At 61.6% G+C, this 22,818-nt stretch carries 19 protein-coding genes and 2 pseudogenes; 11 read left to right on the top strand and 10 right to left on the bottom strand.

The window, feature by feature from the left end; translation table 11 throughout:
- Positions 1–26: 26 nt before the first annotated feature.
- On the bottom strand, positions 27–1,088 hold the full coding sequence (locus tag ACIOAU_RS06070; RefSeq protein ID WP_401180657.1) for a YeiH family protein: 1,062 nt from the start codon (positions 1,086–1,088) through the stop codon (positions 27–29).
- 115 nt (positions 1,089–1,203) lie between these two features.
- Here ACIOAU_RS06070 and ACIOAU_RS06065 point away from each other — a divergent pair, with 115 nt between their 5' ends.
- Positions 1,204–2,121, top strand: coding sequence for a LysR substrate-binding domain-containing protein (locus ACIOAU_RS06065; RefSeq protein ID WP_150569431.1), 918 nt, complete (start codon positions 1,204–1,206; stop codon positions 2,119–2,121).
- On the opposite strand, the gene ACIOAU_RS06060 is transcribed toward ACIOAU_RS06065, so the two are convergent.
- Both ACIOAU_RS06060 and ACIOAU_RS06055 read right to left on the bottom strand, forming a co-directional pair.
- Positions 2,115–5,951: a molybdopterin-dependent oxidoreductase gene (locus tag ACIOAU_RS06060; protein ID WP_401180652.1), complete on the bottom strand. Its 3,837-nt coding sequence runs from the start codon at positions 5,949–5,951 to the stop codon at positions 2,115–2,117. The genes ACIOAU_RS06065 and ACIOAU_RS06060 overlap by 7 nt on opposite strands.
- Before the next feature lie 282 nt (positions 5,952–6,233).
- Positions 6,234–8,165, bottom strand: coding sequence for a PAS domain-containing protein (locus ACIOAU_RS06055; RefSeq protein WP_401180649.1), 1,932 nt, complete (start codon positions 8,163–8,165; stop codon positions 6,234–6,236).
- 745 nt (positions 8,166–8,910) lie between these two features.
- Here ACIOAU_RS06055 and ACIOAU_RS06050 point away from each other — a divergent pair.
- From ACIOAU_RS06050 to ACIOAU_RS06030, 5 genes and pseudogenes are all read left to right on the top strand, one after another.
- The gene (locus ACIOAU_RS06050; protein WP_401180646.1) at positions 8,911–9,198 is read left to right on the top strand and encodes a hypothetical protein; all 288 of its coding nucleotides are present in this window, start codon (positions 8,911–8,913) and stop codon (positions 9,196–9,198) included.
- A 121-nt stretch (positions 9,199–9,319) separates the two neighbouring features.
- A pseudogene (locus tag ACIOAU_RS06045) lies at positions 9,320–9,672 on the top strand (TetR family transcriptional regulator).
- 39 nt (positions 9,673–9,711) lie between these two features.
- A pseudogene (locus ACIOAU_RS06040) lies at positions 9,712–10,097 on the top strand (nuclear transport factor 2 family protein).
- Positions 10,098–10,125: 28 nt separating this feature from the next.
- Positions 10,126–10,260 carry a hypothetical protein gene (locus ACIOAU_RS06035; protein ID WP_259074005.1) on the top strand — a complete coding sequence of 45 codons (135 nt, stop codon included), beginning with the start codon at positions 10,126–10,128 and terminating at the stop codon, positions 10,258–10,260.
- Between the two features lie 53 nt (positions 10,261–10,313).
- A complete protein-coding gene (locus tag ACIOAU_RS06030) occupies positions 10,314–10,898 on the top strand; it encodes a flavin reductase family protein (RefSeq protein ID WP_188035819.1) in 585 nt (194 codons plus the stop codon).
- A gap of 79 nt (positions 10,899–10,977) precedes the next feature.
- On the opposite strand, the gene ACIOAU_RS06025 is transcribed toward ACIOAU_RS06030, so the two are convergent.
- A complete protein-coding gene (locus ACIOAU_RS06025; RefSeq protein ID WP_188035820.1) occupies positions 10,978–13,284 on the bottom strand; it encodes a TonB-dependent siderophore receptor in 2,307 nt (768 codons plus the stop codon).
- A gap of 106 nt (positions 13,285–13,390) precedes the next feature.
- Between ACIOAU_RS06025 and ACIOAU_RS06020 the strand changes: the two genes are divergently transcribed.
- Both ACIOAU_RS06020 and ACIOAU_RS06015 read left to right on the top strand, forming a co-directional pair.
- Positions 13,391–14,161 (top strand): response regulator, encoded by a 771-nt coding sequence (locus ACIOAU_RS06020; RefSeq protein ID WP_150569426.1) that lies wholly within the window; start codon positions 13,391–13,393, stop codon positions 14,159–14,161.
- Positions 14,148–15,542 carry an ATP-binding protein gene (locus tag ACIOAU_RS06015; RefSeq protein WP_150569425.1) on the top strand — a complete coding sequence of 465 codons (1,395 nt, stop codon included), beginning with the start codon at positions 14,148–14,150 and terminating at the stop codon, positions 15,540–15,542. Before ACIOAU_RS06020 ends, ACIOAU_RS06015 begins: the two co-directional genes overlap by 14 nt.
- 22 nt (positions 15,543–15,564) lie before the next feature.
- Here the strand turns inward: ACIOAU_RS06015 and ACIOAU_RS06010 are convergent, their stop codons facing one another.
- Positions 15,565–16,257, bottom strand: a complete 693-nt coding sequence (locus tag ACIOAU_RS06010; RefSeq protein WP_150569424.1) for a DUF421 domain-containing protein — start codon at positions 16,255–16,257, stop codon at positions 15,565–15,567.
- Between the two features lie 229 nt (positions 16,258–16,486).
- Between ACIOAU_RS06010 and ACIOAU_RS06005 the strand changes: the two genes are divergently transcribed.
- Together ACIOAU_RS06005 and ACIOAU_RS06000 are read left to right on the top strand one after the other, a co-directional pair.
- Positions 16,487–16,774 carry a DUF6555 family protein gene (locus tag ACIOAU_RS06005; RefSeq protein ID WP_150569423.1) on the top strand — a complete coding sequence of 96 codons (288 nt, stop codon included), beginning with the start codon at positions 16,487–16,489 and terminating at the stop codon, positions 16,772–16,774.
- Complete coding sequence (locus ACIOAU_RS06000; RefSeq protein ID WP_150569422.1) at positions 16,771–17,163, top strand: response regulator; 393 nt, start codon at positions 16,771–16,773, stop codon at positions 17,161–17,163. The genes ACIOAU_RS06005 and ACIOAU_RS06000 overlap by 4 nt, the downstream gene beginning before the upstream one ends.
- An 83-nt stretch (positions 17,164–17,246) precedes the next feature.
- Here ACIOAU_RS06000 and ACIOAU_RS05995 read toward each other — a convergent pair whose 3' ends face one another.
- The 5 genes from ACIOAU_RS05995 to ACIOAU_RS05975 all read right to left on the bottom strand — a co-directional run bounded on the left by ACIOAU_RS05995 (position 17,247) and on the right by ACIOAU_RS05975 (position 21,635).
- Positions 17,247–17,426, bottom strand: coding sequence for a hypothetical protein (locus ACIOAU_RS05995; RefSeq protein WP_150569421.1), 180 nt, complete (start codon positions 17,424–17,426; stop codon positions 17,247–17,249).
- A gap of 68 nt (positions 17,427–17,494) precedes the next feature.
- Positions 17,495–18,883 (bottom strand): LLM class flavin-dependent oxidoreductase, encoded by a 1,389-nt coding sequence (locus ACIOAU_RS05990; protein ID WP_150569631.1) that lies wholly within the window; start codon positions 18,881–18,883, stop codon positions 17,495–17,497.
- 98 nt (positions 18,884–18,981) lie between these two features.
- Positions 18,982–19,578 (bottom strand): TetR/AcrR family transcriptional regulator, encoded by a 597-nt coding sequence (locus ACIOAU_RS05985; RefSeq protein WP_150569420.1) that lies wholly within the window; start codon positions 19,576–19,578, stop codon positions 18,982–18,984.
- A 12-nt stretch (positions 19,579–19,590) separates the two neighbouring features.
- On the bottom strand, positions 19,591–20,439 hold the full coding sequence (locus ACIOAU_RS05980; RefSeq protein WP_150569419.1) for a 3-hydroxybutyryl-CoA dehydrogenase: 849 nt from the start codon (positions 20,437–20,439) through the stop codon (positions 19,591–19,593).
- Positions 20,440–20,450: 11 nt separating this feature from the next.
- Positions 20,451–21,635 carry an acetyl-CoA C-acyltransferase family protein gene (locus tag ACIOAU_RS05975; protein WP_150569418.1) on the bottom strand — a complete coding sequence of 395 codons (1,185 nt, stop codon included), beginning with the start codon at positions 21,633–21,635 and terminating at the stop codon, positions 20,451–20,453.
- A 169-nt stretch (positions 21,636–21,804) separates the two neighbouring features.
- Here ACIOAU_RS05975 and ACIOAU_RS05970 point away from each other — a divergent pair, with 169 nt between their 5' ends.
- A complete protein-coding gene (locus tag ACIOAU_RS05970; RefSeq protein ID WP_101318934.1) occupies positions 21,805–22,818 on the top strand; it encodes an AraC family transcriptional regulator in 1,014 nt (337 codons plus the stop codon).

Below are 22,818 nucleotides of genomic sequence, written 5' to 3'. Positions count from 1 at the left end.
GCTGTTGAAAATCCCTCGTTCGCTGCTCAGCCGAACAGCCGTTGCACGGCCAAGGTGATGCCCAGGCCGCCGAATACCAGCCACAGGTTGAGAATCGCCCCGGTTGCCAGCGCCCTTGGGCCGGCCTGGCGAATCTGGCTGAATTTGGTCTCCATGCCCAAGGCGGTCATGGCCATGGTCAAGGCGAAGGTATCGAACTGATTGACCGCGCTCACCATGCCAGCGGGCAGCACCTGCAGCGAGTTGACCAGCACCAGTGCGAGGAAGCCAAAGGCAAACCACGGCACGTTGATCCTGCCGTTGCCCTGCGCCTGACCAGCCTGGCGCGAACGGCTGATCCACAGGCCCACCACCAGCAACACCGGCACCAGCAGCATGACCCGGGTCATCTTGACGATGGTGGCGATATGCGTGACTTCCGGGCTGACGTTGCTCGCTGCGCCGACCACCTGGGCGACCTCATGCAGGGTGCCGCCGAAAAACAGGCCAACGCCGAGCGTGTCCAGGCCCAGCCAGCCGCTGTTGACCAGCACTGGGTAGAGCAGCATCGACAGCGTGCCGAACAGCACCACGCTGCCAACCGCCATGGCGCTCTTGTGCGGCTGCGAGCGCAAGGCCGATTCAAACGCCAGCACTGCGGCTGCACCGCAGATGGCGCTGCCGGCGGCGGTCAGCAGAGCGGTGTCGCGGTCCAGCTTGAATAACTTGATGCCGACCCACAGGCCGAGCAGCAAGGTGCTCACCACGATTGCCAGCGACACGGTCAGGCCTGACCAGCCGACCTGGGCGATCTCCTGCAGACTGACCCGCAGGCCGAACAAGGCCACGGCGATGCGTAGCAGATTGCGTGCACTGAAGTTGATACCGCTGGCCCAGCCGGCGGGTATGCCCTGGCGCAGCAAGTTGCCGTACAACGCGCCGGCAAGGATGCCGACAATCAGCGGGCTGATGCCCAGGCGGGCAAAGGCGGGCAGTGCTGCCAATTGCGTCACTGCCAGGGCGAACAGGGCGACAAACAAGATACCGTTGAGCCGCCCACGGATGTCGTGAGTAGGCGTATGCGAGTGTGTAACGGGAGCCGTAGCCATCATGCGTCCTCCGGTCGAGGTAGCGTTTTGATAGGTCCACGTTAATTCAGTTATAAGCTTATAAAAAATCGTGATTCAGGATGGAAAATATCCGTCTAGCTGATACTTTGTGCAGATGACCCCTGAACAGCTTATAACTTTCGCTACCGTTGCTGAACACGGCAACATCAGCCACGCGGCGCTGGCCCTGCACCTGTCGCAGCCTGCCGTATCCGGGCAGTTAAAGCTGCTGCAAGAAGAATTCGGCGAGCCGCTTTATCAGCGTGCCGGCCGTGGCGTGCGCTTGACTGCAGCGGGCGAGCAATTGCTCGGCCACGCGAAACGGCTGCGCGATACCTTCGTCCAGGCCAAAGCGCTGAAGGACGCGCTGCGCGGGCTGGAACGCGGCACCTTGCGCATCGGCGCCAGCACGACCCCAGCGAGCTATCTGCTGCCGTACCTGATTGCCGATTTTCGCCAGCGCTACCCCCAAGTGCTGGTGACGACCATCAATGGCAACACGGCTGACATCGTCGCCGCCCTGGGATCGTTGGATATAGCCCTGATCGAAGGTCCGCCCGGCCCCGACTTGCCGGCAGGCACAGGGGTTACACCGTGGCGCGAGGACGAAATTGTTGCCATCGTGCCCAGCCAACACCTGCTTGCCGCAGTTGAGCACGGGCAGACCCTGCAAGCGTTGGGCGCCTATCCACTGGTTCTGCGCGAAAGCGGTTCGGGCGTACGCCAGTTGGTCGAGCGAGCATTTGCTCGCAGCGGGGTGGCGATGCGGGTGGGCCTGGAGATTGCCGGTGTGGAAGGGGTCAAGGAAGCAGTGCGGGCAGGGATGGGCGTCGGTTTTGTCTCGTCGATGTCGATGCGCCATGAGGACGCAGCGCTGCGGCGCCTGCGGGTTGCCCCGGAAGCGTTGACCCGGCGCTTCTCGATCCTGATGCCGCATGCCGACACGCCGTCGCGGGTGGCGGCGCGGTTTCTTGAGCTCTGCACTGCGCCCGCTTGCGAGCCGGGGCAGGGCGTGGGGCCGGCGGATCAGTAGACATCGCGCAGGTAGCGTCTTTGCTCGCTCAACTGGCGCCAGTAATCAGCGGCAGCGTCGGATTCCAGGCCACCATGACATTGCGCAACCTGGCGCAGGGCATAATCGACGTCCTTGGCCATGCGGCTGGCATCGCCACAGATATACAACTGCGCGCCTTCTTGCAGCCAGCGCCAGAGCTCGGCGCCTTGCTCCAGAATGCGGTCCTGAACATAGATTTTCTGCGCCTGGTCGCGGGAAAATGCCAGGCTCAAATGGGTGAGCAGGCCATCGCGCTGCATGGCTTGCAGCTCTTCGCGGTAATAAAAATCACTGGCCGCGTGCTGCTCGCCGAAGAACAACCAGTTGCGGCCTGGATCACCCCGCGCCTGGCGCTCCTGCAAAAAGCCCCGGAATGGCGCCACGCCAGTGCCCGGGCCGATCATGATCATCGGCAGCGAGCCATCGGCCGGTGGGCGAAAGTGCTTCGATTGCTGGAGGAAAACCGGCACCTCGGCGTGTTCTGCGCGGTCGGCAAGAAAGGTCGAAGACACGCCCTTGCGCTTGCCGTAGCGCACGGCTGCAACCGTGAGATCGACTGCACGGGGATTGGCCTTGGGGCTGGAGGCGATCGAGTACAGGCGCGGTTGCAGGCGTTTGAGTGTGCCAAGCAACTCGCTGGCGCCGCAGTCGATCGGGTAGGCATGGAGCACGTCTGCCAGCTGGCGGCCCCACAGCCACTCATTCAGCTGCGCTTTGCGCTCGCTGCTGAGCAACTGCTTGAGTTCCGGGTTACCGCTGCGTTCGGCGATCAATGCCAGCGCTTCGCGGCTGGGGCGGGCGATTTCGAAGTGTTCGCTCAGTGCCTGGCCTAACGGAACGTCACCAAGCTTGTCGAGGCTGACCGGCGTGTCCGCAGCCAGGCCGGTCAGTTCGAGCACTTCGCCGACAAGTTCCGGGCAGTTGCGTGGCCACACGCCCAGTGCGTCTCCCGCCTCATAGGCCAGGCCTGAATCTTCCAGGGCGAAGGAAAACAAGCGGGTATCCTTGCTCGCACCCGGCTGATTCAAGCGAACATTGCTCAACAGGCGTGAGGCATAAGGCTTGGCTTTGCTCGGCGTCGCGCTGGTTGCTGGGTCCTCAATCAGCGCTGTCGGCGCAAGATCGAGTGCCTGCTGCAACTGCGCCAGCCAGTGCTCGGCCTGCACCTCGTAGTCGCTATCGCAGTCGACTCGCTCAATCAGGCGGGTCGCGCCCAAGGCTTGCAGGCGATGATCGAGTCTCTTGCCGTGGTTACAGAACTGCTCATAACTGGCGTCACCCAGCGCCAGCACGGCATAGCGCAGTGACTCAAGCTGCATCTGCTGCGCATTCAATGCGCTCCAGAAGCGCTCGCCGTTGTCGGGTGGGTCGCCGTCACCGAAGGTACTGCTGATCAAGGCCAGGGTCTGCGTGCTGGCCAGCTTGCTCGCGGGAAAGTCCGCCATCGCACACAGCTGCACGCTGACCCCTGCGTCGCGCAAGCGCTTGGCGTAGCGCTCAGCCAGGGCTTCGGCATTGCCGGTCTGCGAAGCCCACAGCAGCGTCACGTGGCCTGGCAAGGCAGCGTCTTCCTCGGCCCCCATGGCGAGGTCTTCGTGAGCAGGGCTGGCGGTGAGTGCGGGAGCGCTCGCCGTATCCAGCCATTGGTGGTCGATCAGCTCGACCCGTTGCAGCGCAATCGCACAGCACTTGAATTCGGGTTGCAGCGAAATCGGGTCGACAGCGTCGTTGGTCACGGCATTGATCGCCAGGTTGTCGCCAAACACATCGTTCCAGTGAAAAGGTGCAAAGCAATTACCCGGCAGGACCCGTTCGGTGATCACCGCTGGCAATACGGCGCGACCGCGTCGCGAGCGTATTTCCACGGCGTCTTTGGCCTTGATGCCAAGCATGGCTGCATCCTGCGGGTGGATCTCGATAAACGGCCCAGGATTGAGCTTGTTCAGCGTGGCCACCTTGCCGGTCTTGGTCAGGGTGTGCCATTGGTGCTGCACGCGTCCGGTGTTGAGCAGCAATGGGAAGTGTTGGTCGGGCATTTCAGCGGGTGGTAAATGCGGGCGCGGCAGAAACACGCCCTTGCCATGCTCGGTCGGGAAGACGATGGCAGGTCGGCTGCCGTCTTCTGCCAGTGCAAGCGACTGGCTGACGCCGTCGTTGAGGTAGCGGATCGGATTGCGCGTCTGGCCAGGGTCCACAGCGCACGGCCACTGCAGCGGCTGTTCGCGTAGACGGGCGTAGGTCGCCCCGCGAATGTCATAGCCGGTCTTGGGATTCCAGGCGCGCTTGATCTCTTCAAATATCTCGGCTGCGCTGCTGTAGCTAAAGGCATTGGCAAAACCCATCTCGCAGGCCACCCTGGCAATGATCTGCCAGTCGGGCAGGGTTTCACCGGGTGCCTGCACGGCTTGCTGCATCAGGGTCAGGTTGCGTTCGGAGTTGATCATTACCCCTTCAGCCTCAGCCCATAGCGCGCCGGGAAGGAGGATATCGGCGTAGCGATTGGTCTCGGTGTCGAGGAAGGCGTCCTGAGTGATCACCAGCTCAGCCTGTTGCAAGCCGTCGATGACCTGCTGGCGGTTGGGCACCGATGCCACCGGGTTGGTGCAGATGATCCAGCAGGCCTTGATCAGGCCGCTGCGCATCTGCTCGAACATCGCCACAGTGCCGCCGCCTACGTCCTGCCGCAGGCTGCCGCGCGGGATCGCCCACAGGTCTTCGATGAACTGCCGGTCGGCCTCGACCAGCACCGAGCGTTGGCCGGGCAGGCCGGGGCCCATGTAACCCATCTCGCGCCCCCCCATGGCATTCGGTTGCCCGGTCAGGGAGAACGGCCCGCTGCCCGGGCGGCAGATGGCGCCGGTGGCCAGATGCAGGTTGCACAGCGCGTTGGTGTTCCAGGTGCCGTGGGTGCTCTGGTTGAGACCCATGGTCCAGCAGCTCATCCATTCGCCGGCTTCACCGATCCAGGCTGCAGCCTGATGAAGGTCGGCCTCAGGGATACCCGTGATGCGCGCGACCTGGTCTGGCGGGTAGTCTTCGAGAAACGCCGGCATGGCCTCCCAGCCCGCGGTGAACGCCGCGATGAACGCCGGATCGGTGTGGCCGTTTTTCACCAGCAGGTGCAGCAGGCCGTTGAGCAGGGCCAGGTCGGTGCCGGGCTTGATTTGTAAAAACAACCCGGCTTTGTCTGCCGTGGCAGTGCGGCGAGGGTCGACGACGATCAGCCTGGCTCCGGCCTTGACCCGATCCATCATGCGCAGGAACAGAATCGGATGGCAGTCAGCCATGTTGGCGCCGATCACGAAAAACAGCTCGGCCTTGTCGAAGTCCTGATACGAGCCCGGCGGCCCGTCCGCGCCAAGCGATAACTTGTAGCCGCTGCCGGCGCTGGCCATGCACAGGCGCGAGTTGGACTCCAGGTTGCTGGTGCGGACAAAACCCTTGGCCAGCTTGTTGACCAGATACTGCGCCTCCAGCGACATCTGCCCGGAGACATAGAACGCCAGTGCATCGGGGCCGTGCTGTTCAAGGATGGCGCGCAGGCGCCGGGCGGTCTCGCTGATGGCGGTGTCCATCGCGATCCGCACCGGGTCCTGATTGCGCTGCTGGCGCAGGTAGGCGTTTTCCATCCGGCCAGAATCAGCGATGGCCTGGCCACAGGTGGTGCCCTTGGTGCAGAGCCTGCCGAAGTTGCTCGGGTGCGCCTTGTCGCCGCTGACCTTGACCACGCGGTTGTGCTCGACCTGCATGACGATGCCGCAGCCCACGCCACAGTAGGGACACACGCTGCGTACAGTTTTGCTTGTCATCTTCGCCCCTTGATCTCTGCCCGCCGCAGCGGCCCAGAAACAAAAAAGGCGCCATGAGACCTCCCGTCGAAACGGGGTCTACACGGCGCCTTTGTCGTATTAGGTGCAGTCTTCGTTGACTGCGCAGGTGAACTAGCAAACAGCGGGCCATAACTCGCCCAGCACCCGCCCGACTCGCGCTGGCGAGTAACTCTATTGGACGCTGTTCACTTACGTTGCACTCAGAATTTGCACGGGAGGGCAGGGCGCACCAGTTCAGCGCACAGCGCTGGCATGGCTCGTTCAGCGCTGCAACGCGTGGTTCAGGGCCTTGAGCAGGTCGTCGATCGCGTAAGGTTTTTTCAGTAGCTGAGGGTGGCGCTGGGAACCCTGGGAAAGGGCGCTGCTGTAACCACTGGCAAGCACCACCGGCAATCCCGGCCAGCGCTCGCTGATCACATCAGCCAGTTCCAGCCCGGTCATGCCCGGCATCACTACGTCGGAGAGCACCACGTCAACTGGCGGGTGTCGGCCTTGCAGCAGCTCGATAGCGGCTGCTGCGCTGCTCACCAACTGGGTCTTGTAGCCAAGTTCCTGGAGCAGGCTGACGGTAATTTCGCCAACCTGTGCGTTGTCTTCCACCAGCAGCACCTGAGCGTCGTTTACTGCCAATGGCACTGCAATCTCTTGTTGCGAAGGGGGAGGCGGGGTTGCTGCGGGCAGCGCGATCCTCATCGTCGTGCCCGTTCCCAGCTCGCTCTCGACGCTGACCTGGCCACCGGACTGATTGACGAAACCATACACCTGGGACAGCCCCAGGCCAGTGCCCTTGCCGACGGCTTTGGTGGTGAAGAAGGGTTCGAACACCCGTTCAAGGTTGGCCGCATCGATGCCATGCCCTTGGTCAGTAACGCTGATGATCACAGTCGGTGCACTGGCTGGCGAAGAAAGCGCAGGTGCGGCACTCACTGCCAGCGTTATGTCGCCCGCGCCCTGCATTGCATCGCGGGCATTGATTACCAGATTGACCAGCGCCGTCTCGAATTGATTTGGATCGGTGTTGACGTAGTGGTCCTGCTCTGGAAGTGACAGCTCGATACGAATGTTCGCCCCGACCATGCTGCGCAGCATCTCGGCAATTTGCTGCACGCGCTGCGCCGCCAGAAAGGTTTCTGGCTTCAATGTCTGGCGGCGGGCGAAGGCCAGCAGTTGCCCGGTGAGTTTGGTCGCTCGGTCAGCAGTTTCCAGGATCAGGTCGATGAAACGGTGTTGCTTGTCGCCCGCGCCGGGATTGCGCCGCAGCAACTCTGCTGCGTTGCGGATGATGGTTAGAATGTTGTTGAAGTCATGGGCCACGCCACCGGTGAGCTGGCCGATGGCTTCAAGCTTCTGCATTTGCCGCAGTTGCGCCTCGGCGGCGAGCAGGTCGCGTGAGCGCGCTTGCACCTCAACTTCCAGCTGTTCGTTGAAGTTACGCAGTTGGTCTTCTGCGTCATGCCGGTCATGCACGTCGATGGAAGTGCCGTACCAGCGCAGGATCTGCCCTGAATGCGGCTCTCGATAGGGCGTAGCGCGGACCATGAACCAGCGGTAGGTGCCGTTTTGCCCGCAGAGGCGATGTTCGGTCGTGAAGTCCTGCCCGCTCGCCCGGGCCAGTGCGAAATCTTGCACTGTTTTGCCAACGTCCTCAGGGTGAACACCAGCATGCGTCATCAGCCCGTTACCCGCACCATCGACCGCCGCGCCGAAATATTCCTGCCAGCGGTTGTTGACGAACACCACACTGCCTAGGGCATCGCATACCCACGCCAGCTGCGGCATGGTGTTGGCCAGAAGCTCGAAGGCCGCTTCGCTCTCATCGAGCCGTGCCTGGCTGCGGTGGCGCTCGGTCAGGTCGCTGGCTGCACCAAACCACTCGATGAGCTCGCCGGACTGGTCAAAAATAGGCACCGCTCTGGAGTGGGTCCATCCAAAACTGCCGTCGGCGAGTAACACTCGATGCTCCAGTTCGAACACGGATTGGGTGCGGATCGCTTGCTCGACCGCCGCCAACACCTGGGTGCGGTCTGCGTCTGGAATGTATTTCTCGATCCAGCCCTGGCATGGCTGAGCGGTCTCTTCGAGAAAGCCCTGGCCGGTCAACTCATGCATCTGAGTCCAGTCGGGACTCATGCGGTAGAGGGTGGTACTGCTGGCACTGACCTGTGCGCGGAAGCGCAACTCGCTGTCATGCACGGTGCTACTGCTACCTGTCGCGGACAGCGGCGGCCCGGCGCGTTCAGTTCGAAGTGTTGGTCGATGTTCCATGAGCTGTCCCTGAGCTGAAAGTTGCCATGCAGACCCGGTCGGATCACGCGTGATTACGCAGGAGAGGCCATGCTTGCTCGTGGAGTTCAGTGCGAATGGTCATGGTGCGATATGCGGCATGCCCTGGACTGAGGCATTCGCGCCCTGTACCGCAATTGTTGTGTCGCTGAACCTGGCAGGCAACGGAACTGGACGATGGCAAATTCGGCCGGTTCAAAGTGCTGTCAGCGGCGAGGAGTGATGGAGGTCGGCTCCGCAAGCCTGGGCATCGATCTGAGCCACGACTATGCCGGCTTGTACAAGTGGCTGCTGGCGAGCTTCCTCGTTGGTAAACGGATTCGTTAGTCGGTGGCACTTGCGGCGTATCACGCGCTGGTCGTGGGCAATGGTTAACTATTTGGACCTTAACGTCAAAGTGGATGCAGCTCGCCTGAGTCAATAGTTGCTCAGCTTCGACGGTATCGGTCCCAAGGCGTTGGAAATATTTATGCGGGAGTTGCACTGCATGCAACGGTGAATCAATTAGATATCCGGCGTTATGCAAAACTCTTCGTTTTGTATAAGTTTTTTTGCCGTTTATCAGAACGTTACCCTGTTTGCACTGATGTAGTTGATTCGACAACCTGAAGCGCTATGTTGGGTAACGATAGGATTAAAGTCGCAGGAGGATGCCATGCGAATTCGCGGTGATGTGTTCTGGAGTTGGGCCGACCCCGCGCTGCACCATCGAGGTCATGACGAAAAGCTCGAGAGTGGCGTCATGATCGACGTTCAGGTGCGCTTGGCACGCACTGGCCAGACGCAGTTGTTCATCGGGATCTATGCCGCGAGCGGAATGTCGCTGCACGAGGAGGCTTACGATTCTCGTCCTGGAGAATCAATGACGCACGCATTGGCCTGGGGGGGAGGGCGAGCACGGCATTTGATCAAGGAGCAGCGGCTCGGCAAACGTGTCGCCTAGCTGCGTAGGGCGGCGCGGCAGTGGGCCCTGACGAAGACTGCCATTTTTGGTAGCGTCTGCGCCCTATGAAGAATCCCAATCAGACACGCGTCAACACATCATCGATGTCGCCAGGTCGCTGATGATCCAAAAAGGTTACACCGCGGTCGGCCTCAGCGAACTGCTGGCTACGGCTGGAGTGCCGAAAGGCTCGTTCTACCACTACTTCCGCTCCAAGGAGGAGTTCGGTCAGGCGCTGCTCGAGGAATACTTCAGCGAATACCTGGGGCGCGTCGATTCACTGACGCATGCAGAGAATCACCAGCATGGTCGAGCAAGGCCAGGCGGATGGCTCGATCAGCGCGGCTTCGCCGCCAACGGTCCTGGCTGAAGGTATTTATCAGCTTTGGCTAGGTGTCGTTGCTGGTCAAGGTTACCCATTCGGAACAGCCTTTTGATGTAGCAATGACAAACAGCCAACACCTCTTGAACTGACTTTTTCAGCGCTTTCGACCCGTCTCATACTGAATAACCGTGAGCAAATCTAACTTCGTCGTTGAATATAGCGCCATCGTTGCAGTGCTGAACAAATACAACGAAGGCGGCAAGCAAGCGGGCAGCCGTATCATGCAGCCGGCCTTCAGCGATCAGGCCACTATTTTTGGGCTTGATGGCAACAACAAGTTGGTCGGGGGCGCCATTCAGGAGTTGTTCGACACCATCGACAAACCATCTTTCCGACCTTCGCCCGAAGCCCAAGGTGTGATTGTCAATGTTGATATTGTGGGTACTGCCGCCAGCGTGCGGATCGATACCAATGGTATTTCCGGTTTCTGCTTCACCGATTTTTCAATCTGCTGAAAGTCGAAGGTGAATGGAAAGTGATCAGCAAGATTTACCACACCCATGTAGCGCCCTGAATCTGCTCTCTGCACCGAGAGCAAGACTGTGATCCAATGGTCTGCCAGCTCCGATCATCGCGGGCTGGACCCGCAAGGCCAGCAGGTCGAGGCTATCCGCGAATTGATCGTAGCTGGCCATGACAGCCTGCTGGCACATTTCGAGAGCCAGCCTTCGGCTTGAATCAATGCTCCGGGCGCGCAGTCGATGCGCTCGGACAGCTGGAGCATGTACCCATGAATGAACACATTGCAGCAGTCGCGCTGGAAAAAGCCTACAGGCTGCTCAACCACGGCCCGACGGTCCTGGTCTCTGCTCGCCATGCTGGCGTGGACAACGTGATGGCTGCGGCCTGGGCGTGTGCGCTGGACTTCTCGCCGCCCAAGTTGACGGTGGTGCTGGATAAAATCGCCAAGACTCGTGAGCTGGTCGAGCAGAGTGGCCAGTTCGTGATCCAGATTCCGACCGTAGCGCAGGCTGAGCTTACCTTCCAGGTCGGCCACCGTAGCTTGCTCGAGCAACCGGACAAACTGGCGCGCAGCGCGGTCGAGCTGTTTGCTGTGCCCGGCCACGATCTGCCATTGGTTGCGGGGTGTTCAGCCTGGCTTGCCTGCCGCCTGATCCCGGAGCCGCACAACCAGGATCGCTACGATCTGTTCATTGCCGAGGTCGTAGCGGCCTGGGCCGATACGCGGGTGTTTCGTGACGGGCACTGGCACTTCGAGACTGCTGATCCCAACTTGCGCAGCCTGCACTATGTCGCTGGCGGCCACTTCTATGCGATCGGTGAGGCCGTCGACGTCGAATCCAAGGCTGAATAAAGCCAGTCGATAAACGTGCACTTTGCGCCCCGAGAAGTCTGTGAGCTGACATGGCCAAAGGCGTCTGAGCGGGTTATCCCTAAAAAGCCGTCTTCAACGTCAACGACAGGCTGCGCGGGTCACCATAGATGGCACCGGCATAGAACCCGTAGCGGGTGTAGTAATGCTTGTCGAACAGGTTGTTGGCATTGAGCGTCAGCGAGACATCGTCATTGATGTCGTATTTGGCCATCGCACTCCAGATCGCATAACCCGACCAGTTGACGTCCGTGGCAGCGCGGCTTACGCCGTTGCTGGGCTGGCCAGCGGGGGTGGAGTTGGCGCGGATGTTGGTCTGCGCGGTAACGCCGGTTCCGACGGTCAAACGATCGAGTGGGCCAGACAGGCGATAGGTGGTCGAGGCCTTGAACAGGTGCGACGGGTCGCTGCGACCGTCCGCATCGAGCCTGCGCAAATGCAGATAGGTGTAGCCGGCATAAAGGTTCCAGTCCGGAGTAAGGGCACCCGAAACTTCCAGATCGATACCGTCGGTTTCCACCCCTGAACCGGCCTTGTAGGCCTGGGCGCCGGTTGGCGTCAGATTGTCGCTGTCGGTGACGGCCTTGTTTTCCTGACGGGTCAGGAAGTACGCCGCCTGGGCGTTGACCAGGCCTCCCAGCCATTCGCCCTTGATGCCGCTTTCATAGCTTTGGCCACGAATTGGCTCGATCTTGCTGCCGCTGACGCTTTCTTCGCTCTGCGGGGTGAAAATATCGGTGTAGCTGGCGTACAGCGAGTAATTGTCGTTGAGGTCATAGACTGCTCCCAGGTACGGCGTGACGATGCCGTTTTCTTCCTGGTTACTGCGCACGCCTGCGGTACTGCGGGTAGTGCTGCTGTAATTGCTGACGCGGGCGCCGACAATCACCGACAGCGGGTCGGTAATGCTCAGGCGTGTCGCCGCGTACATGCCCTGCAGACGGGTGGTGGTCTTGCTGTGCAGGCCGGTCTTGTAGGCATTGATGGCGTAATCGTCGTCCACGCCATCATGCCAGTTGCTGATCGGGAAGCCGTTGTTGGCGCGGAACTGGCAGCCGAGGGTGTTGGCGCTGGTGCGGTCGGCGCTGACCATGTTGCAGGTGTACTGCGGCGACCAGGCAACCGTGCGGCTGTCGCTGTAGCCGAGCATGGCTTGATGGCTGCGACCAAGCAGTTCGAACGGGCCGCTGACATCGATCTGCGCCGATTGCTGGGTCGTGTCGGTCGAGCTGTGCAGGCCGTTGAGCACCGCGCCGCTGCCGTCCTGGTTCCAGTAGCCGCCATATACGCCGCGGCCGACCGAGTTGACCTTGGCCAGGCCGCGGTGGTTGAGCGCGTCGGTGGTGCTCTGCGCCGCCTTCAGGTTCAGGCTCCAGTCGTTGTCGAAGTGATGCTCCAGCGAGCCGAAGGTGGTGCGCGTTTCGTACTCGCCAAAGCTCCAGCTGGGCACCAGGTTGCTGCTGCGCGGCAGCTTGGTCTTGCTGCCGTCGCCGTACCAGATCGGAATGTTCGCGCCCCAGCCACCGCCAACAATCTTGCTGTATTCGTACTGGTAACCAGCGCCCAGGGTGGTGGCATCACTCAAGTCGAACTCGAAGCTGGCCAGTGCCGCGCGCGAACGCTCGGACTGATTGTCGCGGAACGAGTTGGCATCCTGCTGGGTCATCACCAGCCGCGAGCGCAGCCTGCCGTCTTCCGTCACCGGCAGGTTCAGGTCGGCGCCCAAGCGGCGTTTGTCCCAGCTGCCGTAAGTGATGTAGGCACTACCGCCAAATTCCTTGCCTGGACGCTTGCGAATCAGGTTGACGGTGGCCGATGGGTCACCGGTGCCGCCCATCAGGCCGTTGGCGCCCCGGACGATATCGATGCGTTCATACATGTCCATGTTCAGCGCCGTGCCTGCGCCGCTGAAGTCCGAGCCGCCGGGGAACTGCAAGCCGTCTGCCTTCCAGTTGGTGATCGGGTAACCACGCGCGCGGTACTCGGTACGGCCGCCAACTTCCATTTTGCTCATGCTGACGCCGGGCGTGGTATCCAGCGCCTGCTCGATGTTGGTGATCTGTCGATCCGCCATTTGCGCCTGGGTGATCGTCGTGACTGACTGCGGCGTCTCGCGGGGTTTGAGCTTCAGCCCGGTGGAGCTGGTGGTGCTGTTGACGGTATAGCCCAACTGTTCGGTGCTGTTCTCAACCGGCATCTGGCCATCGACGTTGACCGCATCCAGTTCGACGACCCTCTCGGCGTTGGCGTGCAGGCTTAGGCTGCCTAGGGCCAGGCCGATTGCCAGGGGCAATGGCGAGCGGCGGCAGTACAGACGTGGGTGTTTGCTTGCGATCGCAAGCGGTGTATGCGCGGAATGACTGGTCATGATGCCCTGCTGTGCAATTGGTAATTCATCGTATTCGCAGATGATTTTTGCTAGCATTTTATGCATCGCTTCTGCGCGCTCTATCAGCGGCTTGTATGGGTATGTAATGGAATGTAATGAAGGTTTTATCGGCCGTGCGGAGGTCGCCCGGCTTGCGTCGGCGAGAACGTTTCTGGTGGTCGATGACGATGACGAGATCCGCGAACTGCTCTGCGATTACTTGAGCGAAAGCGGCGATCGGGTACTGGCCGCCGCCAGTGGCAGCGAGATGTGGCAGCAGTTGGCACGGGAACCGGTGGACCTGGTGGTGCTCGACGTGATGCTGCCTGGCGAAGATGGCTTGAGCCTGTGCCGGCAACTCCAGGCCAAACCTGGCTTGAGCGTGATCATGCTGTCGGCCAAGGGCACGGCGTTCGACCGCATCATTGGCCTTGAGGTAGGCGCCGACGATTACCTGGCCAAGCCGTTCGAACCGCGCGAATTGCTCGCCCGGATCAAGGCCGTGCTGCGCCGTTCAGCGCGCGCCGACGCTGCAGCCGAGCAACGGCCGGATCTGCCACAGCGCTTTGCCGGCTATCGCCTTGATCCTGTCAAACGTCTGCTCACGGCCGCCGATGGTACGGCCTGCACCTTGCCGCGCTCGGACTTCCGGGTCCTGCGCGAACTGCTGGCTGCGCCCGACCAGGTGCTGACCCGCGAGCATCTGACGCGCAGTGCGATGGGTCGCGATTACACCGCAGATGATCGCTCCATCGACATGTGCATCAGCCGTCTTCGCCAACTGCTTAAGGCTGCGCCCCAAGGCGAAGTGCAGATACTGACTGTACGTAACGAGGGCTACCTTTTGAGCCTCGGCGCTGCAGATGCGCGACACTGAACACCCGCGCACACGCCTGCGCACATCACTCCAGCGGCTTTGGCCGAAATCGCTGTTTGGCCAGCTGACCCTGATCATGGTCAGCGGCACGGTGGCGATTCAGCTGCTGTCGAGCAGCATCTGGTTTGACGTGCGCTTTGCCCAAGTGCTCGAGGCGCCGGTGCGGCTGATCGCCAGCCGCACTGCGCCGCTGCTGGACACGGCCGGCTGTGACCCCGTGGTGACCATTCAGGCACCGGCGCATTATCAGGCCAGCTGCGTGCAGTCCCCCAGCACAGCTGAGCGGCACAAGGGCCTGCGCCGAACCGGTCTGTTGCTCGAGCAGGCCCTGGCGTACGAGCTTGGCCGTGAGCAGAGGGTGCGGGTGCTGAGTGTCGAGCTCACCGACCCGCAAGGGCAGCCGGTTACCTGGCCGAGCCTGTTCGGTTTGCAGACGGCCATGGCCCATGTGCGCTTTGCCGTGGCCTTGGCCGACGGCCACTGGCTGCAGGTCAGCGGCCAAGAGCTGCAGGGCTGGAGTGGTGAGTCGGCCTGGGCGCTGATAGCCGATTACGTAATCAGGGTGTACGTCCTGCGCATCCTCGCAGTGCTCGCCGTGTGCTGGCTGGCGGTGCGGTTGTGCCTGCAACCGCTGCGCAGGATGAGCGACGCTGCGCGGGCGCTGGGCGAGAGCCTGGAGCAACCGCCGCTGCGGGTAGAAGGGCCTTCAGAGGTGCGCCAGGCGGCGCATACGTTCAATGCCATGCAGCAGCGGATTATCGCCATGGTCAATGACCAGAGCTTTTTCCTGGCCGCGGTATCCCACGACTTACGCACGCCCTTGACCCGCATGCGCCTGCGCGTAGAGCGCATGGGCGACAGCCCGGACAGCCAGCGCCTGAAGCTCAATATCCAGCAGATGGACCAGATGATCGCCCAGGTGCTGGACTACTTGGAAAGTGCCAAGCAGCACACCTGCCAGATCATCGATGTCGACCGGCTGGTGCGCAGCGCCTGCGCCGAGCTGTGCAGTGCTGAAGAGCGCCTGCCCATCAGCGGCCATGCTGGCGCGGTCTATGCCAATGAGGTGCTGTTGCTGCGCTGCATCCAGAACGTACTGGTCAATGCCCTGCGTTATGCTCAGCAGGTCGAGGTGCGACTGGAACGGACCGAGCAGGGCGTGCTGATCCAGGTCGACGACCGCGGCCCGGGCATTGCCGACAGCCAGCTGCAGGTCATCACTCAGCCCTTCGTGCGCGGTGATCACTCGCGTAATTGCCAGTCCGGCGGTTACGGGCTGGGGCTGAGCATCGCCAAGCGCATCGCAGAAAATCATCAGGGCAGCCTGCTCTTGAGCAACCGCCAGGGCGGCGGGCTTTGCGTGCGTATTTTCATCGCCTAACGCAAGGCCGACACCCCGCCCATCAAAGGTTGCGCACGGTAGTCAGGGCGGGTGACCACACGCCATGCCCGCAGCGCGCGCATGAGCGCTGTTCGGCGCTGTCGTGGAATACGCTCAGGCCGCAGCTTACACAGCAGTACAGCCCAGGGCCGGGTGGTACCTTGTACTCCGGGCGATGCTCATCAGGCAGAACCGACAGGCCGGGCCGGGTTTCTTCGGCGGTGTAGAAGTACAGACTGACATCGCCGTCCGTTTCCAGAAGTCCAAGCCTGACCTGGCCCAGATGTTCGACGCCTTGCTGGCGCAACTCCATGAACAATTCTTTGGACGAGATATTCAAGTTGCGCAGTGAGTGGATTTCATAGATGCCGTCTTTCACTACGGTAATGGGTACACCATCGATCCAGGCTTCACAGGTTTTACTACGCGTCATGATGTAGATGGTTACCCGATAGAGCAGTAGCAGTGTCACAAATACCAGCGCAACAGGCAGTAGTGGCACATCTTCATAAAATGTGACATCACCCGCAGCGGAACCCAAGGTCAGAATCACCACCAACTCAAAACGCGAGAGTTGCTTGATCCCACGTCGGCCACTGAACTTGAGGAACAAGAACACCGCTAGAAACGCGGCCAGTACACGGCAGGCGACTTCCAGCAGAAACGTCCAGGGCAGGTCGCCCAGCAGCATGCGTTGCAACTCGAACGACTCCATCCATGACCTCGATTTCGATTGTCTTCGCTAGGATTGACCGCGACTGGCATGGCGCAGTTCATCAAACGCCAGGGCTGCCCTTATGAAACGAATTGGGCCTGTTATTTGTACAATATATTTATTATGTACAAGAAAGCGCCGCGCACGCTGGAGAATGTAAATGAAACTGTAAATTAGTGAATTTTCAGAATTGCCAGGCAGTCCTAAATACTTAGGGGAGGACTGCACAATGTTGGGTCAAAAGTTATACATCGTTGAATACACACTTCGCGGCGCCGAGCGCAACTTCGTTATCCGACTGGAGCGGATGGACAATGCCTTGGCGTGGCACTGGGCGGGCTGTGATGCCGGGATTGCGCTCATCCCGCGCTTCGGTCAGCACAATATAAAACATGTCAGCCGGCCCATGGCTGAACGCTACGGGTTGGAGAACGTGCGCTGGCGGCTCGCAGGGGCAGGCCCGGCAGCTGCTCTCGAACAGCCGTCAGGGAGCAGCGAGATCGAGGAATCCCGGTGAAATTCACGTCCGAAGGTGCGGTGCTGGCCGGCAAGTCGATACTGGTGATCGAGGATGAGCCCCTGTTGCAGGAGTTGATGTGCGCAATCCTCAGCGAACTGGGGGCGCAATGTTCGGCGTTCGCCAACGCCGAGGATGGCCTGATGGCATTGCTCAAGCGTCAGGATCAATACTCGCTGGTGATTGTCGACCACTCCTTGCCGGGAGATATCAAAGGGCTGGAATTGGCGGCGATGGTGCGCCAGCGCTGGCCCGCCACGCCTGTTCTGGTTACTTCCGGGCATGCCCTTCGGAGTAGCGATCTGGGCGCTGACCAGCGTTTTCTGATGAAACCGTGGTCAGTCCAACAGTTGAGCGCAGCGGTGTTCGCCGCGCTCGACGGCGATTAGCCACGCCTCAGCCGGCGGTAGCTTGATGTTGGCGCGTTGCGCACGCGTCTTCGCGCTGTCGACTCTGCCACTGACCAATGGCATTACGACGCGGCGTTCTCGCGACGGGCGCGCTGGATGCGGCTGACCACGATCTGCACGACTACTGCAACCAGGCACAGCAAGCCGATGCGCCAGCTGCCCTCGACGGCGTAGTGCTCGGCCACCTTGCCGGCAAGGATGACGCTGAAAAAGATGGCGACAGGCAGGATCAATTTGTTCATTGCAAAGACCACAGATGATTCAACGAGCCGCCATCCTACAGCTATGCGCACCATGCTCCTACTGCTGATCAGGCAAAACGGAACGACGCGCCATGGGCCGAAGCCGGCAGGTAGCTGGAGCCGTCATTGCGCAGGCGTGAACGCAAGGTGCCGCTTTGTGGCTGGGTGCGGTACAGGCCACGTTTCTGCAAGGCCGGGATCACCAGTTCGACAAAGTCTTCCAGGCTGCCTGGGCTGATCAGCGGGTTGATCATGTAGCCGCTGGTGCCGGAGATTGCTGCGTGCTCCTCGATGCGCTGCGCTACCTGCTCAGGCGTGCCGACCAGGATCAGGTCGGTGCCTCGGGTGACGCTGGCAAAGCGCTGTTTGACATCGCCAGCGGTCAGCGGCTTGCCGCTGCCGTCAGGGCGCATCATGTACGAGGTCAGGCCTTCGGTGTGGGTCGCCAGGGGTTCGTTGTCGGCATAGCGGCTGATGTCGATGCCCGTGTCGCCGGCATAGCTCACCAGTTGCGCTTGCAGGTGGTAGTTGCTCTGCAGTTGCTCGTATTTGCGCTGCGCCTCGATTTCAGTCTTGGCGGTGACGATCCGCAGCACCGTCAGCGACTTTACATCGTCGGCCTGGCGACCACGGGCCTGCGCTTGAGCCCATATTTCATCCAGACCCTGACGGATTTCCAGCGGGTTGGATTTGGCGATGAAGATCAGCTCGGCGTGCTTGGCGGCAAACTCGCGCCCGCGCCCGGACCAGCCGGCCTGGATCAGCAGCGGGGTTCGTTGCGGCGACGGTGAGCTGAGGTGCGGGCCGGCGACGCGGTAGTGTTCGCCAACATGGTTGATCGGCCGCACGCGTTCACCCTGGGCATAGAGTTGGCGGGACTTGTCGGCGACCACCGCGTCCTGCGCCCAGCTGCCTTCCCACAGCTTGTAGACCACATCAAGGAATTCTTCGGCACGCTCGTAGCGGTCATTGTGCTTGATCATCTGTTCCAGGCCGAAGTTGCGCGCGGCACTGTTCAGGTAAGAGGTGACGATGTTCCAGCCAACCCGGCCATTGCTCAGGTGATCCAGCGTGCTGAAGCGCCGGGCATGGGTGAAGGGATGTTCGTAGCTGGTGCTGACGGTGACCCCGAAGGCGAGGTTTTCAGTCACTGCAGCCAACGCCGGGATGATCATCAGCGGATCATTGGCAGGCGCTTCGACGGCCCACTTGAGGGCCGCGTCGGCTGTGCCGCCATAGCCATCGTAGAAGCCCAGCACATCGGCAAAGAACAGCATGTCGAGGTTGGCCTGATCGGCGATTCGCGCCAGGTTCGACCAATAGCTCAACGAGTTGATGCCCAGGCGTTCGTCGGCCGGGTGGGTCCACAGGCTCGGCGCACCGCCACAGCCGACACTGGCTTGTTCATACAGGGCAAACAGCAAAGGTTTGGGATCAGCTCCCGGGTGCGGCGAAATGCTCAAGTTGCGGCTCCAGTCCAACAGAATTCGTTAGATTGAAGCGCACTAAAAAATCTAAATAAACGACTTATTGGGAATATAAGACTCTGTTGCGGCTATATGACCGCATCTTTGAGGGTGCGCTCGATACCGCCCAGCAGCAGGCTCTGCATCAAGCGCAGGCCCTCATCCTCGGGCAACCCGCGGCCCTGTAGCCAGCCAGGCAGTTGATTGAGCAGGGTACCGAGCGCTTGCCCGGTGGCCGCCAGCGCCGGACCACTGAGGCGTGTCTGTGGTGCCACCAACTTCAGCAAGCCCGCCTGATAACGCAGGCGAACCAGCGCCAGCCGCGCCTGCTGTTCATCGCTCAGGCAACACAGGTCGCGTTCGGCCAGGCGAAACTGCAAGCCGCGCTCGGCGTGCAGTTGCCAGTGCGCTGCGATCACCGCAGGCAGCGCCGGCTTGCCTCGGGCCAAGGCCTTGCGGCCCTGGTCGAGGGTCGCCTGCAGCTCCTCGTACAGCTCTTCGATCAGGTCATAGAGCAAATCCTGCTTGCTCGGAAAATGGTGATACAACGAGCCTGCAGTCAGGCCAACATGCGCCGCCAGCTCACGCATGCTGACCTGGCCAAAGCCCTTGGCGGCGAACAGTGCCATGGCCTTGTCGCGACGCTCGTCAAAATTGCTGCAGCGCAGGGCGGCATTGGCCGACATGGCAGGCGCTCCTCAGTAGGTGAAGAAGCCGCGACCGCTTTTGCGGCCAAGGTAACCGGCCGCGACCATTTCCCGCAGCAGCGGAGCAGGGCGGTACTTGCTGTCGTTGAAGCCGTCGACGAATGCCTCCATGATCGCCAGCACGGTGTCCAGGCCGATCAGGTCGGCTAACGCCAGCGGGCCGATAGGCTGGTTGCAGCCCAGACGCATGCCGGTGTCGATGTCCTCAGCGCTGGCCAGGCCTTCCTGGCGCACGAAGATCGCTTCGTTGATCATCGGCAGCAGGATCCGGTTGACCACAAAGCCCGGACGGTTGCCAGCTGTGATCGGCGTCTTGCCGAGCTTTTCGGTCACCACCAGAGCCTGGGCGTAGGTGCTGTCGTCTGTCTGCAAACCACGGATGATTTCCACCAGCGCCATCATTGGCACCGGGTTGAAGAAGTGCACGCCGATAAAACGCTCGGGGTGCTCGATGCTGGCGGCCAGCTGGGTTACCGACAGCGATGAGGTGTTGGTCGCGATCAGGCAAGCGCTACTGACGTTGGCCGCGGCCTGTTGCAGGATGCGCTGCTTCAACTCGAGGTTTTCGGTCGCAGCCTCAATCAACAACTGCACCTCGCGCAGGTCTGCATAATCGGTGCTGGTACGAATCCGGCCACTAGCCGCAGCAGCCTTTTCGGCCTCCAGCGTGCCCTTGCTGACCTGGCGTTCAAGGTTCTTGCTCAAGGTCGCCATACCGCGCTCCAGCGCAGCATCGCTGACGTCGATCAGCAGCACTTGATAGCCCGCCACTGCGCACACCTGGGCAATGCCGTTACCCATGGTCCCGGCGCCAATCACTGCAATCCGTTCAATGCTCACAAAGCCGCTCCTTATACGCGTTCAAAGACGACAGCGATGCCTTGACCGCCGCCGATGCACATGGTCGCCAGGGCATAACGGCCTTGCACCCGCTGCAGTTCATGGATGGCTTTGGTAGCAATGATTGCACCGGTGGCGCCGACCGGGTGACCGAGCGAGATGCCCGAGCCGTTCGGGTTGACCTTCTCTGGGTCGAAGTCCAGCGCGCGAGCCACTGCGCAGGCTTGCGCGGCAAACGCCTCGTTGGACTCGATCACATCCAGGTCATTGACCGTCAGGCCGGCCTTTTGCAGCGCTTTTTGCGTAGCCGGAATCGGTCCCAGGCCCATCAGCGCCGGCTCGACGCCGGCGTGTGCGTAGGCTACCAACCGCGCCAGCGGCTTGAGGCCCAGCCGGCGTACCGCTTCACCGGTGGCCAGCACCAGGCCGGCGGCGCCGTCGTTGATACCGCTGGCATTGCCTGCGGTGACCGTACCGTCCTCCTTGAACACAGTCTTCATCGCAGCCAACTGCTCGGCGCTGACATCGCCGCGCACATGCTCGTCGACGGCGAACTGCACTGGGCCTTTGCGGGTTTTCAGTTCCAGCGGCACGATCTGGCTGTCAAAACGGCCTTCGGCAATCGCCCGGGCGGCGCGTTGCTGGCTGGTCAGCGCCAGCTCGTCCTGCATCTGCCGGGTGATGCCGTGCTTGGCCGCGACGTTCTCGGCGGTGATGCCCATGTGGAAATGCTCGAACGGGTCCTGCAGCACACCGACCAGATAATCGATGCCTTGCAGATCCCCCATGCGTGCGCCCCAGCGCGCCTGTGGCAGCAGGTACGGCGCGCGGCTCATCGACTCGGCGCCGGCCGCCAGGGCGATATCGGTGTCGCCCAGCAGCAAGCTTTGCGCGGCCGAGACGATCGCTTGCAGGCCCGAACCGCACAGGCGGTTGACGTTGAAGGCCGGGGTTTCCTTGGGAATGCCGGCATTCATCGCCGCCACTCGGCCCAGATAGGCATCGCGGGCTTCGGTGGGGATGACGTTGCCCATCACCACATGACCAATCTGCTCGGCAGCCACGCCGGAGCGCTCGATGGCGGCACGGGCCAGCGCCGTGGCGAGGTCGGCCAGCGGCAGGTCCTTGAGGGCACCGCCAAAGCCTCCGATGGCGGAACGGACGGCACTGACTACGTAGATTTCTGTACTGCTCATGGCGGGCTCCAGTTGCGAAGGCGTAGCGGGACGGGGCCAGGCTCTGCGAGAATGGCCGCCATCTGTGGATGGCCCGAGTCTAGGCAATGCCTGCCTGGCGGCCTATGTCGGATCTGCTCATTCAACCTGGCGTTTTTTGCCACTCAGCATAGACAAGCGAACCCCAGCCATGCGCGATAGCGATTCGGTCGCGGTGTATTTTCTCCAGGCCATGCTGCATGCCCTGGCTGATCAGCCGCAGTTGCGCGATGCACAGTTGCGCGCCGTCGGCATACCCCCTGAGCTGCTTGAAGACCCGGAGGCACGGGTGCCGGCCAAGGCCTTTGCCCAGCTCTGGTTAAGTTTGATTCAGGTGCTGGACGACGAATTTTTCCGCCTCGACAGCCATGGCATGCCGCTGGGCAGCTTTGCCTTGATCTGCCGGGGGTTGATCCAGGAGCCCAGCCTGGACAAGGCACTGCGTCAGTGCCTGGGCAATTTCGGCCTGTTTCTGCGCGACCTGCGTGGCTCGATCAGCGTACGTGGCTCGCGCACAGTGATCAGCGTGCAGTCGAGCATTGCCGATCCACTGACCCGGGGGTATGCCGAGGAAACCTATCTGGTGCTGGTGGTCGGTCTGCTGTGCTGGTTGGGCGGGCGCCGGTTGCAGATCGAACGCACCGAGCTGGCCATTGCACGTCCGCCACTGGAAGACGACACGCTGCTGTGGGGCGCTGACCTGCGCCTGGGCAGTGGCCGTACCGAGGTGGAGTTCAACAGTGCCGACCTGCGCCTGCCCGTAGTGCAGGACCTGGCCGCCCTGAAGACTTTTTTGCGCACTGCGCCGCAAGGACTGGTCATTCGCTTTCGCAATCAGAACGGCCTGGTGGCGAAGGTTTATCGCCACCTCAAGGCCCGCGATTATGGCGAGTGGCCGACGCTGGTCGGCCTGGCAGAGCAGCAGGGTTTGAGCGCCAGCAGCTTTCGCCGGCAGTTGCAGCGCGAAGGGCGCTCATACCAGCAGATCAAGGACGAAGTACGTCGGGCGATGGCCTTCGAACGCCTGCGCGAGGGCCGCTTGAGCGTTGCTGAAATCGCCGAGCAGACCGGTTTCCAGGAGCCCAGCGCGTTTCACCGCGCGTTCAAGAAATGGACCGGGCACAGCCCTGGTAGCTACCGCTCGCGGCTGCTCGGACGCGAGTAA

This window comes from Pseudomonas sp. NPDC088322 (assembly GCF_044740745.1).
GTDB classification, from domain to species: Bacteria; Pseudomonadota; Gammaproteobacteria; order Pseudomonadales; family Pseudomonadaceae; genus Aquipseudomonas; species Aquipseudomonas shirazensis.
Note: the sequence above shows the minus strand (reverse complement) of the source record. Positions and strands in the feature narration are given on the sequence as shown.